Here is a 14,452-nt window from a genome sequence, read left to right as displayed (position 1 = left end):
CCCAGCAGCAAGCACCCCCGCCGTTGCGGCGGGGCTGGGGGCGGTGGTCAGGTGTAGCACTCGGCCTCGGAGAGCGCCTTGCCGACCTGATCCTTGGCCGAAAGCTGCGGGCTGGCGCCGCCGAGACGCTCGAGCATCCAGTCCACGCCCACCTCGGTATCGTTCCAGGCCAGGCAGCGCTCATGCTGCGGCGCGTAGTAGTCGGTGGCCTTGTAGAGGAAGTCCGCCGACTCCGACAGCACCACGAAGCCATGGGCGAAACCTTCCGGTACCCACAGCTGGTGCTTGTTCTCCGCGCTCAGCAGCGCACCGACCCATTGGCCGAAGGTCGGCGAGGAGCGGCGCATGTCAACGGCGACGTCGAGGACTTCGCCGTTGACCACGCGCACCAGCTTCCCCTGGGGGTTCTGCAGCTGGTAGTGCAGGCCGCGCAGCACGCCCTTCGAGGAGCGTGAGTGGTTGTCCTGGACGAACTTCACCGGGCGGCCGATGGCCTCTTCGAATTGCTGCTGGTTGAAGCTTTCGAAGAAGAAGCCGCGGTCGTCGCCGAAGACCTTGGGTTCGATCAGGACCACTTCCGGGATTGCAAGACGGGTAGCTTTCATCAGTAGACGGTCTCGACCAGCAGGCGTTTCAGGTATTGGCCGTAGCCATTCTTGGCCAGCGGGGCGGCGAGGGCTTCGAGCTGCTCGGCGCTGATCCACTTCTGGCGGAAGGCGATCTCTTCCGGGCAGGCGACCTTCAGGCCCTGGCGGTTTTCCAGGGTGGCGATGAAGTGGCTGGCTTCCAGCAGCGAGTCGTGGGTGCCGGTGTCCAGCCAGGCGTAGCCGCGGCCCATGATCTCCACGGACAGCTTGCCGGCTTCCAGGTAGGCCTTGTTGACGTCGGTGATCTCCAGCTCGCCGCGGGCGGAGGGCTTGATGCTCTTGGCGATGTCGATCACCTGGTTGTCGTAGAAGTACAGGCCGGTCACCGCATAGCTGGATTTCGGCTTGGCCGGCTTCTCTTCGAGGCTGATGGCCTTGCCATCGGCGTCGAACTCGACCACGCCGTAACGTTCCGGATCATGCACGTGGTAGGCGAACACGCTGGCGCCGGAAGTGCGCTGCATGGCGCTGACCAGCAGTTCCTGGAAGTCGTGGCCGTGGTAGATGTTGTCGCCCAGCACCAGGGCGCAGAGGTCGTTGCCGATGAACTGCTCGCCGATCAGGAACGCCTGGGCCAGGCCGTCCGGGGACGGTTGCACGGCGTACTGCAGGTTCAGGCCCCACTGGCTGCCGTCGCCGAGCAACTGCTCGAAGCGCGGGGTGTCCTGCGGGGTGGAGATGATCAGGATGTCGCGGATGCCCGCCAGCATCAGGGTGCTGAGCGGGTAGTAGATCATCGGCTTGTCGTAGACCGGCAGCAACTGCTTGGAGATGGCCAGGGTCGCCGGATGCAGGCGGGTGCCGGAACCCCCGGCGAGGATGATGCCTTTGCGTTTCATGTCGCTATCTGATCCGTCAGTTTCTAATGCGGGCGAGTAGTGAGATGTGACTCATGCGTACTGCTTGCCCACCCATTCACGGTATGCGCCGCTGGTGACGTTGTTCGCCCATGCCTGGTTGTCCAGGTACCAGCGCACGGTCTTGCGGATGCCGGTCTCGAAGGTTTCCGCCGGCTTCCAGCCCAGCTCGCGTTCGAGGCGGGTGGCGTCGATGGCGTAGCGGCGGTCGTGACCGAGGCGATCTTTGACGAAGGTGATCTGCTCGCGGTAGCTCCGTCCGTCGGCCCGCGGCTGCTCCTGGTCGAGGATGTCGCACAGGGTATGGACCACGTCGATATTGGCCTTCTCGTTCCAGCCGCCGACGTTATAGGTCTCGCCCAGTTGGCCGGCTTCCAGCACGCGGCGGATGGCGGCGCAGTGGTCCTTCACGTACAGCCAGTCGCGGACCTGCTGGCCATCGCCGTAGATCGGCAACGGCTTGCCGGCCAGGGCGTTGTGGATGACCAGCGGGATCAGCTTCTCGGGGAAGTGATAGGGGCCGTAGTTGTTCGAGCAGTTGGTGGTCAGCACCGGCAGCCCGTAGGTGTGGTGGTAGGCGCGGACCAGGTGGTCGGATGCGGCCTTGGAGGCCGAGTAGGGGCTGTTCGGCTCGTACTTGTTGCTTTCTCGGAAGGCCGGGTCATTCGGGCCCAGCGAGCCGTAGACCTCGTCGGTGGAGACATGGAGGAAGCGGAAGGCGGCTTTGGGCTCGTCGCCAAGGTTGTTCCAGTAGGCGCGCACCGCTTCCAGCAGGCGGAAGGTGCCGACGATGTTGGTCTGGATGAAGTCTTCCGGGCCGTGGATGGAGCGGTCGACGTGGGATTCAGCGGCGAAGTTCAGTATGGCGCGGGGTTGGTGCTCGGCCAGCAGGCGGGACACCAGTTCGCCATCGCCGATGTCGCCGTGCACGAACACGTGTCGCGCGTCGCCGTCCAGGCTGGCCAGGTTCTGGCGGTTGCCGGCGTAGGTCAGCTTGTCGAGGCTGATGACCTTTTCGTCATTGCCTGCCAGCCAGTCGAGAACGAAGTTGGCGCCGATGAAGCCGGCGCTGCCGGTCACGAGGATGGTCAAGGGAAATATCCTTATCAGAAAGAGTCCAGGCAGCCGATACGAGTTGCAGAGGTTGAGTTCTGCAGCTCGTATCGGCCGGGGAGCGTTATTCGGTGATCTTGCTGAAGCTGTTGTTCAAGATATCTACGTTGCGTCCACTAGTGAAGGTATAAAACGAGTGGCTGTTATTTTATAGGGCGATAATCTATCGCTTCGCTGTTTTATCATGCTGGTCTTTTGAAGCATCCGTGAAAACCGGAGCAAACATTTGGGTTAAGAGCTTGTTGCCGGTTTCACTAAGATGGTCATCGTCGCGATAGATGGGGCGATTATTCCTTTCCCCGAAGCAGCGATCATCTGTGCATAGATAGGGCAGGGGATCCAGAATCTTCGCCCCGCACTGTTCGCTAGCCTTGTTTTGAGCCTCCCAGATAAAGGATTGGCGACGATCATAGTTTGCACGAGTTATATAGATATCACTGACCTTTCCAAGAAGCATACTCCTGGCCATGGTGCTTGGCACATCAATTCCCATCTCCGGAATTGGTCGAACAATATATGTCGGGTGAAGCTTGGAAATCTCGCAGATAGTTTTAGTTAGATTTTTTGCATACTCTTCGAGAAAATCTGCATCCGAATGACGGTGAGGAGTGGAAAAGTAAACTTGTGGTGTGTTTGGGTTTTCTTGATCTTCATTGCCACCAAAGGCAAATTGCGCATGACGATTGGCAATTATTACTGGAACGTCTTTAGGTAGCGTGGCCAGTTTCTTTATAGCCCATTCAACGAATGCCCCACATTGTTTGCGTTCTGAACTCTTGACCCCCAGTATGATGGGGCATGCACTATAAGTTAGCTCCATTACACCGTTCTGCGAGGATGCCTGCGAAGCTGCCATAGATACTGCGGAAACTATTGCATCCGCATGGCTGTCACCTAACACAACGGCACTTAGATTATTTCCCCCGAATATACAGGACGGAGAAGAAATGCCGCTGAGCAAAAGACATTCCTCACGTCTAGGATTCTTGTCCTGCACCGCGCTTTCCACGCTTTCTATTTCTGCAGGGAACCGGCCCGGAAAGCCGCTTTTTATAAAAAGTATCAAGCTGCTCGCACTGACAAAGATTACGCATACCGTGATAGCTATTCCTCCACGAAATTGGCTCGTGCTGGACAGATATCTGCGGCTTTTTTCTTCGACGAAGAGGAAAGAAAGATGACCTAGGGCGAGGGTGGCGAATAAGCCTGTCATAGTCATGACGGCATTACCCTTTAGACCAAGATAGGTTAGTAATACAACAATCGGCCAATGCCAAAGATAAAGCGAATAGGAGCGCGTTCCCAGCCACTGGGCAATGCCGAGTCCGGTCCAAGCCGATTGGCCTCGCTGTGCCAGCAGGACCAGCATGGTGCCTAGTACCGGAACGAGGGCTTTCCAGCCGGGCCATTGGGTTGAGGTGTCAAAAAAAGTCAGTGCGGTGACTATCAAGACTATTCCCGCTGACTCTAAATGGATTTTGAGTTTTTCAGAGAGAGTTTTTGGCGCTAAGAATACCAATCCTCCCGCTAGCATCTCCCACGCTCGAGTGGGTAGTAGATAGAAGGCAGTGCTGGATTGGGTATTGGTAAGAAAAATAGAGCATCCGAGAGAAATTAGGAAGCCGAGAATGAATAGATAGGTAAGAGCATTTCTGCTTCTAAAGATTCTCCATGCTGTGATCAGTACAATCGGTAGTAGGAGATAGAACTGCCATTCCACTGAGAGTGACCATGTATGCAAGAGCCACTTTTCATGGGAGGCAGAATCAAAATACCCGGCCTCTTTCCAATATTTAAAGTTAGATAGGAATAGTGCGCTGGTTAAAATGTGGGTGCTAAGTCTACGGTAGTCCAGTGGAAGAAGAAAAAACCAGCCAAGAACTAACAGTGTTGCGCATAGGGTCAATAGGGCAGGAATGATGCGACGAGCTCTGGCCAAGTAGAAAGTCATGATCGAGAATTGAGCGTCTTGTCGCTCAATTCCAGTGATTATGATTTGGCTCATCAGGAAGCCGGAGATGACGAAAAATATATCGACACCAATAAACCCGCCGGAAAAACCTGTTACTCCAAAATGATAGAGAACGACTGTGGCTACTGCCCAGGCACGGAGCCCATTAATATCGGTTCTGAAGTTCATTGGTTTCGCTTTTGGGGCTGAGTGCATACTTAGCATGCAGGTGCTTTGGACATTATTCGGTGATCTTGCTGAAGCTGCCGTCGAACATATCGACGTTGCGCCCGTCGGTGAGGGTATACAGCGAGTAGCTGCGGCCCAGGCGGGCGCCACCGTCACGGGTCAGCGGGGCCCAGGCCAGGTTGGCGCGGCGCATGGTCGAGCTGCTCATGATCTCGTCGAACGGAATGGACACGTAGATGCCCTTGTCGAAGCTACCTTCGCCGTACTCTTCCTTGGAGGCGGTGGTGAGCGTCACCCAGCCACCGAAGCGCACGCCGTTGCTGAACTCGCGGGACAGGTCGATGGTGGTGCCCCAGTCGCGGGCCAGGTAGCGGCCCACGCTGACTGCGGCCAGCACGTCCTGGAAGTCGGTTTTCAGGTAACCGGTGACATGGCCGGTGAGCACCTTGTAGTCGCGCAGGCCGAAGTCCTGCTCGAAATCGCGCTGGCGCACGTAGTTGAGGTCGCCACCGATGGCCCAGCGTTCGCCCAGCGGGCGATACAGCAACTCGCCGCCGACGCCGGCGAACATCGACTCCAGGTAGCCGCCGTAGACCATGCCGTACATGTCTTCGTCCAGGCGCTTGACCTTGTTCAACTGGAAGGTCGGCATGGTCACGTCGGAGGTGGTCCAGTACTCGCGCAGGTAGGTGCGCACGCGCGGCAGGTTGGACGGCGCGTCGTACTTGAACTTGTCGAAATTGTTCAGCAGGTTGGCGCTGAGCGAGCCGCTCCACCAGGTGTCCGGGGTGAAGCGGTATTCGCCGTTCAGGTCCGCGGTGAACTGGTAGAGCAGGAAGCCGTCGGGGCCGCCGACGTTCTGCTTGTAGCCCAGGCCGAGGCCGTAGCTGAACGGGTCCGGCTTCTGTGTGTAAAGCACCTTCTCCTGGTGCGGCAGCGGCCAGTTGCTCTCGGTGCCACGGCGCAGGTCGTCCAGCGGGCGGTCGTTGTTCACCACCTCGCGGAAGGTCTCGCGCGGCACGCTGGTCTCGATGACCGGCAGATCGTAGCGCTTGTCCACCACGGTGAAGTACTTGATGTCGTCATCCACGCTGTTGTCGAGGATGCGCGCCGCGCGCCCTACCGCCTTGGGCGGGTAGAGGTAGCGGGTCTGCTCGCCGTAGACGACGATTTCCTTGTCGCGCTGGGCGATGCGCTCGACTTTGTAGCCGGCGTTGTTCTGCAGGCGCCTGGACACGTTCGCCCAATCCACCTGGTCCGGATGCAGGTCCGGCGCCTTGGTCGGCAGCGGTTCGGCCGGCGGGTCGAAGGTCTTGGCCGGCGCCGAGCGGGTGGCGAAGTTGGTGTGCAGGGTGATGCCGAACATGGCTGTGTTGCCACGTTCCCAGCCGGCGGTCAGGTCTACCGAATCGCTGGCTTTGAAGACGAAGCTGAGGTTGATCGGGGAGCTTTGGTCCTGGTTGTTGTCCTGGGGCTCGCTCTTGTAGTCGTTGCCGTCGTATTCCAGTTTCACCGACAGGCGATCCCAGGGCGTTTGCCAGAGCACGCCACCGAACAGCGACGGAGAACCGCGGAAGTAGGAGCTGGTACTGAAGTCACCGGTGCCGGTGGCTTCCGGGCGGGTGTCGTACTTGTCGTCGATCCAGCCCAGCGGGTTGTCGAAGTCGCCCCGGTTGCCCAGGTAGCCCCAGGCTACGCCCAGGCTGAGGTCGAAGTTGCCGAAGCGTTTGTTGCCAACGAAGTATTCGCTGGAGAACAGGCCGGTACCACCGATGTCCTGCGCACCCAGGGCCACTTCCGGCAACCAGCGGCTTTCCTGGAGCAGGCGGAGCTTGGCGTCGACCGCCTTATCCTTGTAGCTCTGGTCGCCGCTGAGGCTTTCCGGGCCGTAGTCGCGGTTGCTGATGGAGGTATAGCGGAACGAGGTTTCCAGCCAGTCGAAAGGCTGCAGCGAGAAGCTGTAGCGCGAATACGGATCGACGCGGTTGGCCGTGATGGCGACCTCACCAGCTTTGGCCATGCGTGCGGTCGGTGTCTGCAACAAGCCCATCACGCCGAAGTCGTTGCGGCTGTGGTAAGGCTCCGCATGGGCCATGGTCCATGGCAGCAGCAGGCAGAGGGAATAGCGGAGCTTCATTGCGCCACCTCGGACAACGGTTGGGTGGCGATGAACCTGGCCATTTCTTCATTTAGCTGCGGGACGGCGCTATCCGGTCCGGCCGCCTTGATCGGCACCAGGATGGTCGCACCCGGTGCAGCGGGCTGGCCTTCCTGGAGGTTCCACAGGGCGATGCCGAGGCGAGTGACCTGGCCGTCCGGCTGGATCAGATAGACATAATCGGGATCGGCTTCCGGCAGCGACGGGCACGCAGCGGAATAGTCGCGTGCCTGCTGCATCGGTACATGGGCGAAATAGCAGTCGGCCGCCACGGCACCCAGCACACGTACCGCACTCGGCCGGGCCGGGAAAATGAAAATGTCGCCAGGCGACACCAGGCTGTTCTGCGCCGGGGTAACTTCAACCTCGACAGGGTCCAGCAGGTGCAGGCGTCGGCCGCTGACCGGCAGGCTGGCCACCTGGTCATAGAGGCGCTTGGCAAGGGTGGAAAGCGCGGGCTGATCGTCCAGCAGGGCTTTCTGTTGCAGCATGGACAGATCGAACAGGATGCCGGCCTTCAGGCGTTTCTGCTCCGGCACAAGCTTCGATTGCAGCCACGCGGCGCCCAGCCAATAACTCTCGGCATCGACCTGGGCGGTACGGAAGACGTCGCCAAGGCGAGTAGTTGCAGTGATGCCCACGGGGCCGGGCTTGGCCGCGTCGCCGCGAACTTCGACGGAATCGCCGGCCATGGCCGGGCCGGCCAGCAGCAGTGCGGCCAGGACGAGAAGGCGAATGCTCACTTGCCTGCCCCCCGATACGGACGCAACTGGGTGATCGCAACCTGCAGGTCGGGCGTGACCTGTTGCAGGCTCTGCATCACGAAGCCGTCCTTGGGGTCGACCCAGTATTTGTTCGTGGCGCTGAAGCCCAGCAGGGGCGCGCGGATGTCTTCATCGACGCGCAGCAGGTCGTAGTCGCGCTCGAGGATGCTCACGCGCTCCAGGCCGACCTTGTGGAAACTGCTCTGCACGGGAATCCCCAGGCGATACCAGCTCGCCAGGTCGATCCAGCGCTCGCTGCGCTGCCCATCCGCCAACTTGTGCAGGCCGGTGTGGAAGGGCGAGTCGGCCCCAAGGCGCGTGCCGGCGAGGTTGTCACCGAAGCCGGTGGTGCGCACCACCAGGCCATCCCGCATCATCAGTACCTGACGGGTAGAGGCGAGCCAGAACTGCAGGTCGCCCTGCTGGCGTACCAGCGCCATTACGGCTTCGCCACCTTGGGTTTGCAGCTTGATCTGGTAATAGGGCACCGCATCCACCTGGGCCTGGGTCAGCTCAAGCGGCTTCGGGCCCTGGGTGGCGGCGCGCAAGGTGTCCCACGACGCCTGCATCAGAGGGTTGCAGGCGGATAGCGACAAGGCCGCCCCGGCCAGGGCGGCGAATTGGAGGAGTTTCACGTCGGTTGACCTGAGCTCGGTGGGTTATTCGTCGTTCAGGTCGTTCTTGATGTTGGCACCAGTACCCAGAATGGTGGTGGACGGCACCAACTGGCTGATGAAGCGGTTCCAGCGCGTGACACCAGCCGGCCCGACATAGACCACATCCTGCGGCTCCAGGTTGAAACGCTGGGCCAGGATGAAGGCGGTGGGCGATTGGGCGTCCAGTTGGAAGACCTTGGCGGGTTCGCGCTCCAGGTCCTCAACGCCGCGAATTACATAGACGGCCTTGCCGTTGGAGCTGGCCTGGTTCAGGCCGCCAACGCTGCCCAGGGCATCGGCCAGATTCAGGTACTTGGTCTTGTAGGTAATGGCGCGCGGGCTGTTCACCTCGCCCATCAGGTAGACCTTCTTGCGGTCGTTGTAGGGCAGGTAGATCTGGTCGCCATCCTTCAGGTAGACGCTGTAGAGCTGGCTCTGCTGCTGGTCGTTGAGCGCGTCGAGGTTGAGCTTGTAGTCGCGGCCATCGCGCTTGAGCACCATGCCGGAGAGGTCGGCGGAGCCAGTGTTCACACCTGCGGTGCTGACCGCTTCCATCAGGCTGAGCGGGGTCGCGGTAATGGCCTGTGGGCCGGTTTTGCCAAAGGCGCCGCTGAGGATCACCTTCTGGCTGGAGAAGCGCATGATCGCCAGGTCGATTTGCGGACTTTCCACGTACTGGGCCAGGCGGCTGGAAATCTCCGAGCGCACCTCCTCGATGGTCCGGCCTGCGACCTTGACGGTACCGATATAGGGATAGAACAGGGTGCCGTCAGGACGAACCAGACGACCGTTGGCATCGATCTGTTGCTGCTGGCCGGAGGGGGCAGTCAGTTCGGGGTGGTCCCAGACGGTGATGTAGAGAACGTCGGTGGGCCCGATGCGGTAGTCCTGCGGGTGGTAGGCCAACAACTCGGCCGGCACCTGGCTCCCAGTCTCCGTCGCGGCGTTCACCGCCAGCAGCTTGGGGGTGATCTGCACCAGCTCGACGCGGCTGCTCTCGGCGGAGTCATCGCGAACGATGCGGCTGGTATCCATATTCTGGCCAGGGGCGAACATGCAGCCCTGGAGCGAAAGAGCGGCGACAACGGCAACGGATAAAGAGCGAATCATGGGAAGGAGCTACGCAGCAAGCCGATACGGCAACACCCGGAAGATTGGGAGCCGTGAACGGAATGGATGGGAAACGGAATGAGATGAACCCTACCGCCGTGATGACGCGGCGGTAGGGTTCAGCGGCTACAGACTGATATCAGTTAGTGCCGGTAGTACCGGTGGTGCCAGTACCGCCGGTGGAGCCCGGAGTACCGTCGCTACCACCGCCGCCACCGCTGTTAGAAGCGGCAACGCCGGCGGCCACTACGGCAGCACCGATACCGACGGCGCCAGCCACGGTGACACCGCCGGCTACCGGGGTGGACAGGGACAGCGGCTCGGAAGCAGAAGCCGGCTGAGCTTCAGCCTTGGGGGCTTCGGCCGCCAGCAACGAAGTGCTCAGGGTCGCCAGGGCGGCGAACGTCAGCAGTTTTTTCACGTTAAGACTCCTTGTGGGGTCGTTCCTTCAGAAAGAAGGAAGGTTAAGGCTGGCATGAGGCCAGCGCAAGCGGAAAAGCCCCAGCGCTATTACAGACATTCAATCTAGCCAAGCCTTCGGCTTGACTAGATGCTCTGTTTGGCTAATAGCGAATTTCCAGAGCTCCTCGGCCTTCAGTGCTCTCAATAGGCGTTTTTGTGGATGAATCCCTTAAACACTGTGAGAAAAACAATTTTTAGATCCCACCAGAGGGACCAGTTGTGGATATAGGCGAGGTCGTGCTCGACGCGCTTCTGCATCTTATCCAGCGTATCTGTCTCGCCGCGCCAGCCATTGATCTGCGCCCAGCCGGTGATCCCCGGCTTGACCTTGTGACGTAGCATGTAACTGCTGATCTGACCGCGATATTGCTCGTTGTGCGCTACGGCATGAGGGCGTGGACCGACGATGGACATATCACCCAAGAGCACATTGATGAATTGTGGCAGTTCGTCGAGCGAAGTCCGGCGAAGGAAGGCGCCAACAGAGGTGATGCGGTTATCGCCCCGCGTGGCCTGCACTACGTCAGAGCCGTTCTCCATGACCCGCATGCTACGGAACTTCCATACCTCGATGGGGCGGCCGTCTATGCCATATCGCTTCTGGCGGAAGAATACCGGGCCAGGGGAGCTGAGTTTTACGGCGACCGAGATAAGCAGCATAGGAATAGCGATTAGCGAGAGGATTGTCGCCGACAAAATGATGTCTTCCAAGCGTTTGATCACAGAATTCGCGCCCGTCATGGGGCTATCAAAAATGCTGATGGTGGGCACGCCATTGATGTTCTGGCTGCGAGCATGCAGGAGTTCGAAAACGAACACATCCGGCACTATATAAACCGATGCTGTGGTATCGCTGAGCTGTTCCACCAGCCATTTGATTCGTGCTTCACTACGCATGGGAAGTGTGATGTAGACACGGTCAATCTCGCCGGCACGCGCCTGTTCCACCAGTTTTTCCAGATCGCCCGAAACGGGCAATCTAACTTTGCTTTTGCCTAGGCGAACTGGCTCGCGGTGCTTGTCGTCGAAGAATCCAAGCAGGTCCAGGCCCATCCAAGGAGCGCCTGCAATATTAGTAGCCAGGCGCTGACCCAGTGGGCCTGCGCCTGCAATGGCGACTGAACGGGTATTAAACCCTCGGCGGCGTAGAGTATGCAATCCGATGCGTAATAATATGCGGTAACCGCATAGACAGACCAATACTAATGAAAACCACTGTAGCAGAGCTGAATCACTGAGTAGAGGATCGCCTGCTACGAAATAGTCGGCGACGAATACACCGACAAAACTCACGGCCCAGATGCCACCGACCTTGCGCAATTCTTCGCGAACTCGTTCTCCGCGCCAAGAGGTATATAACTGCCCAAAATCGCCGAGTAGGTAGAAAATAACTAGCGCGAGCAGAGTCGCAATGATGGGCGCCGTGTCCGATGGTGCTCCGGTGGTAACGATGACACCGCCCATGCCAATGCAGATCACCAACAGATCAAGCAACTTCTGTAGTACAGACATAGTGGCTTGATGAGGGCGGAGAATTCCGCGGTCCATGCCGTTCATCTTTAGGATTCCCTCTGAAACTCGACGCGCTAGTACTAGATCAGCGCCACTCTTCGGGAGCGGCGGATTTCCAGTCGCTGAAGGCAGACTTGAGGTCGTATTGATAGGGATAACCCAGCTTGATTAACTGGCCAGGATGGATGTTGTTGGAGCGAACCAGCTTGCGAATGCGAACAGGGCTGAAAGGGTGGGAGATACCGAGAGGGCGAGCGATCAGGTCAATGCCATAAGCTGCACAAAGAAGCAACGGATAAGGTATTGCCGGCACCTTGCGGTCTATGCCTGCGACTTGGCAAACGGTATCGACATAGTTTTGGATCGAGGGGCCAGGATTCATCGACATGTTGAATAGAGAGATGTGTTCTCCCTCGGACTTCTGCCGTTGTAGTATCCACCACATGGCTAAGCACAACTCCTTTACATAAGTGCCGGCCTTCCGAGTATTGCGATTCCCCATATAGAAGAAATAACGGCGGATCACTGCCTTGATCAAGCGTGATACATTGCCTCCTTCTCCGGGGCCGAACACCACTCCTGGCCTTACAATAACCAGGTGGCGATGTTCTTTTTTTGCAGCAAGCCACGCGAGGTGAATCTTTTCTGCAGTAAGCTTCGAGCCCCCATAAGCTGTCTCGGGGACTGGGATCGAGAATTCATCTTTCTGCTCTTCACTTGGTCCATAGGGAGAGATTGAGCTTGTGAAAATTAGATCACTACAAGACACCTGCTCAGCCCAAGCGCAGACATTTTCTGCCCCTAATATGTTGGTCTCATAATACTCGAGAGGCTTATGGCCTGGTTCACGGTGAATTGCTGCAAAATTCGCAATAAGTCTAATTGGCTCTTGTGGTTTCCAATTGATAGGCTGTCGAACATCACCGCGAATTTCGATAATATTTGGTGTTTCGTTTACTAAACGAGTTCTGTAGGGGAAAGGTTTTTCGGCTACCTGTTCTTTATCGAATAAATAGACTTTATGAAATTTTCCCGTCGTAAGTAGATGGTGAGCAAAAAACACACCTATAAAACCTGATCCGCCAAATATTACGGCACAATCCTTTTCTTTCATATTCATATAAAATTTATTCTTTGTAAGAGTCTTTAAGGTGAAAATGAGAGTTGGCGTAAGGACCCTTCCAGTAGCGCTTATACATTCCCAGTTTTTCTTTTAACCATACTGGAAGCTTTCTTTCAAATTGGCCAATTTTATATGCCAGTAGCTTTATCGCGTTTCGAGTTATAGATGCTGGAATTAGATGGATGTTAGACGGTACGAGAAAATTAATTTCAGAAAGAACATAGCGTAAACCTTCCCCGCCTGCTCCTCCAAAGCTATTGCGAATCCACGTCTCTCTTGAGTGAAATACACCCATGTCGAAGTAACGCCGAAACTCATCTGCGATAGAGTAGTTATGAGAATGTCGGCAAGTTGCCTCTCCTGAGTAGGATATTTTCCAACCACCCAAAAGCATTTTTGCTGCTATGTACATGTCCTCAGCAAAAATTACATGCTTTGGAAAGCCTCCAGCATCCAGTAGCGCACTTCTCCGGTAGGCTGCAAAGGAGTTTGACATAAACGCGACTTTTAAACCGAGGGACTTGGCATCTTTCAGCGCTTTGATCTGAGAGTGTTCGGGATAATTATACACTCTTGCATGTCTTGCCAGAATGTTTGCATCGTGATGGGGCAATTGGCGTCCACAAACAGCCCCAACGTGAGGGTCCGAGAAGGGGGCCATGATATTTTCAATTGCTTTAGAGTCCTCAAGATAAGCGTCTTGAGTCATAAAAATATAAAAATCATACTCAGGGCTTGTATCAACTAAGTATTGCCGCGTCCCACCATGATTGAACTGGCAGCTTGGTATTTGCAGAGCTTTCTTTGTACCGATTTGAGCTTCTTGATAGGTTCCATCGGTGGAGCTCGAATCTACGATGAGTATATCAAAGGGGTAGTTTTGTGGTTTTAAAGAATCTAGCAAACGTTTGAGATCATTTCGTCCATTATAAGTGGGAATAATGCATGCAGTTCTTGGCAGGACAGAGGTGCTAGCTGACTTGTCAATCATGATGAGTGGATATCCTCTCGTCTTTCGGCTGGCTATTTTCCTCGGTCTGTAGATATTTTGCGCTCAGCTGCTTTTTATACTGGGAAAAACCAATAATTCGATACTTGACGCTATCAGCCCGTTTCTTTATGGAGAGTCTATCGAATTTTAATATGGAAAGAATGGCCATTGCTGTGTGATAGACCAATGCCATAGAAAATAATTTAATGATTCTAAGATCCTTTCTATGTATGGCAAAAAATGCCCCATGACCTAGAGCGTATGAGATGTTTTTTCCTACTGTTGTCTTTTTTATATCCCCTGGCGGGTGCCAAACTTCTAAGTCGCTGAAATAAGGGATGCTGCCGAATCCTTTTATTATTCTATATACATAATCACAATCTTCACATGAGCCAAAGTAGCAGCCAGCGCCTAAGTTTTCATTGAAATTAATTGAGTTTCGAGACGTAAAAATCGTAATGGAGCTCGATAGGTGGAAAAAATTATCACTAGTTATTAGCGTGTCAATTCTTGGCCAGTTACGAATGATGTTATTTCCAGTGCTTCGATCTCTTATTGCGCCGGCGACAGCAAAGGCTTCCGTTTGCTGTAAATGACTATAGGCTTTACTAAGTGTGTCAGAGTAATATTCACAATCATCATCTGGAAAGCAAATATATCGTCCGCTGGCATGTCTTAGGCCGATGTTTCTATTAAAAGATAGTCCTTTTGTGTTCGATTTTATATGGAGTATTTTTAGTGAGGCTTGGTATTTTTCAATTACGGAGGATATATCTAATTCTGTATTTTGATCTACAATTATTATTTCGAATTTTTCTGCGCCAATATCTTGGTTTATAAGAGATTCAAATAGCTTATCGATTTCGTCTAGCCTGTTGCAGGTGGCTAGAATTAAACTAAATTCCATTTTATGCATCGC

At 56.0% G+C, this 14,452-nt stretch carries 13 protein-coding genes; all 13 read right to left on the bottom strand.

Annotation, left to right across the window (positions count from 1 at the left end):
• Nucleotides 1–47: 47 nt before the first annotated feature.
• Nucleotides 48–605, bottom strand: coding sequence for a dTDP-4-dehydrorhamnose 3,5-epimerase (gene rfbC / locus RN02_RS27840; protein WP_043318452.1), 558 nt, complete (start codon nt 603–605; stop codon nt 48–50).
• Complete coding sequence (gene rfbA / locus RN02_RS27835; RefSeq protein WP_043318449.1) at nt 605–1,486, bottom strand: glucose-1-phosphate thymidylyltransferase RfbA; 882 nt, start codon at nt 1,484–1,486, stop codon at nt 605–607. The genes rfbC and rfbA overlap by 1 nt, the downstream gene beginning before the upstream one ends.
• A gap of 51 nt (nt 1,487–1,537) precedes the next feature.
• Nucleotides 1,538–2,596: a dTDP-glucose 4,6-dehydratase gene (rfbB, locus tag RN02_RS27830; protein ID WP_043318447.1), complete on the bottom strand. Its 1,059-nt coding sequence runs from the start codon at nt 2,594–2,596 to the stop codon at nt 1,538–1,540.
• Nucleotides 2,597–2,780: 184 nt separating this feature from the next.
• On the bottom strand, nt 2,781–4,757 hold the full coding sequence (locus RN02_RS32890; RefSeq protein ID WP_161796270.1) for an acyltransferase family protein: 1,977 nt from the start codon (nt 4,755–4,757) through the stop codon (nt 2,781–2,783).
• Between the two features lie 52 nt (nt 4,758–4,809).
• On the bottom strand, nt 4,810–6,894 hold the full coding sequence (locus RN02_RS27825; RefSeq protein WP_043318445.1) for a YjbH domain-containing protein: 2,085 nt from the start codon (nt 6,892–6,894) through the stop codon (nt 4,810–4,812).
• Nucleotides 6,891–7,658 (bottom strand): capsule biosynthesis GfcC family protein, encoded by a 768-nt coding sequence (locus RN02_RS27820; protein WP_043318444.1) that lies wholly within the window; start codon nt 7,656–7,658, stop codon nt 6,891–6,893. The genes RN02_RS27825 and RN02_RS27820 overlap by 4 nt, the downstream gene beginning before the upstream one ends.
• The gene (locus tag RN02_RS27815) at nt 7,655–8,314 is read right to left on the bottom strand and encodes a YjbF family lipoprotein (protein WP_043318442.1); all 660 of its coding nucleotides are present in this window, start codon (nt 8,312–8,314) and stop codon (nt 7,655–7,657) included. Before RN02_RS27815 ends, RN02_RS27820 begins: the two co-directional genes overlap by 4 nt.
• Nucleotides 8,315–8,338: 24 nt before the next feature.
• Entirely contained in the window at nt 8,339–9,445 is a 1,107-nt protein-coding gene (locus RN02_RS27810) for a polysaccharide biosynthesis/export family protein (protein ID WP_177331081.1), read from the bottom strand.
• 139 nt (nt 9,446–9,584) lie between these two features.
• The gene (locus RN02_RS32885) at nt 9,585–9,866 is read right to left on the bottom strand and encodes a hypothetical protein (protein ID WP_082033913.1); all 282 of its coding nucleotides are present in this window, start codon (nt 9,864–9,866) and stop codon (nt 9,585–9,587) included.
• A 182-nt stretch (nt 9,867–10,048) separates the two neighbouring features.
• Nucleotides 10,049–11,464, bottom strand: coding sequence for an undecaprenyl-phosphate glucose phosphotransferase (locus RN02_RS27805; protein WP_043318437.1), 1,416 nt, complete (start codon nt 11,462–11,464; stop codon nt 10,049–10,051).
• A gap of 40 nt (nt 11,465–11,504) precedes the next feature.
• On the bottom strand, nt 11,505–12,539 hold the full coding sequence (locus RN02_RS32880; protein ID WP_043318435.1) for an NAD-dependent epimerase/dehydratase family protein: 1,035 nt from the start codon (nt 12,537–12,539) through the stop codon (nt 11,505–11,507).
• A 7-nt stretch (nt 12,540–12,546) separates the two neighbouring features.
• Entirely contained in the window at nt 12,547–13,533 is a 987-nt protein-coding gene (locus tag RN02_RS31785) for a glycosyltransferase family 2 protein (RefSeq protein ID WP_052267902.1), read from the bottom strand.
• A complete protein-coding gene (locus tag RN02_RS32875) occupies nt 13,526–14,440 on the bottom strand; it encodes a glycosyltransferase family 2 protein (protein WP_161796269.1) in 915 nt (304 codons plus the stop codon). The genes RN02_RS31785 and RN02_RS32875 overlap by 8 nt, the downstream gene beginning before the upstream one ends.
• Nucleotides 14,441–14,452: the final 12 nt, after the last annotated feature.

It is taken from the genome of Pseudomonas sp. PI1 (assembly GCF_000812405.1).
Taxonomy (GTDB): Bacteria; Pseudomonadota; Gammaproteobacteria; order Pseudomonadales; family Pseudomonadaceae; genus Pseudomonas; species Pseudomonas citronellolis.
The sequence above is the reverse complement of the archived record's forward strand: the minus strand, read 5'-3'. Positions and strand labels throughout refer to the sequence as shown.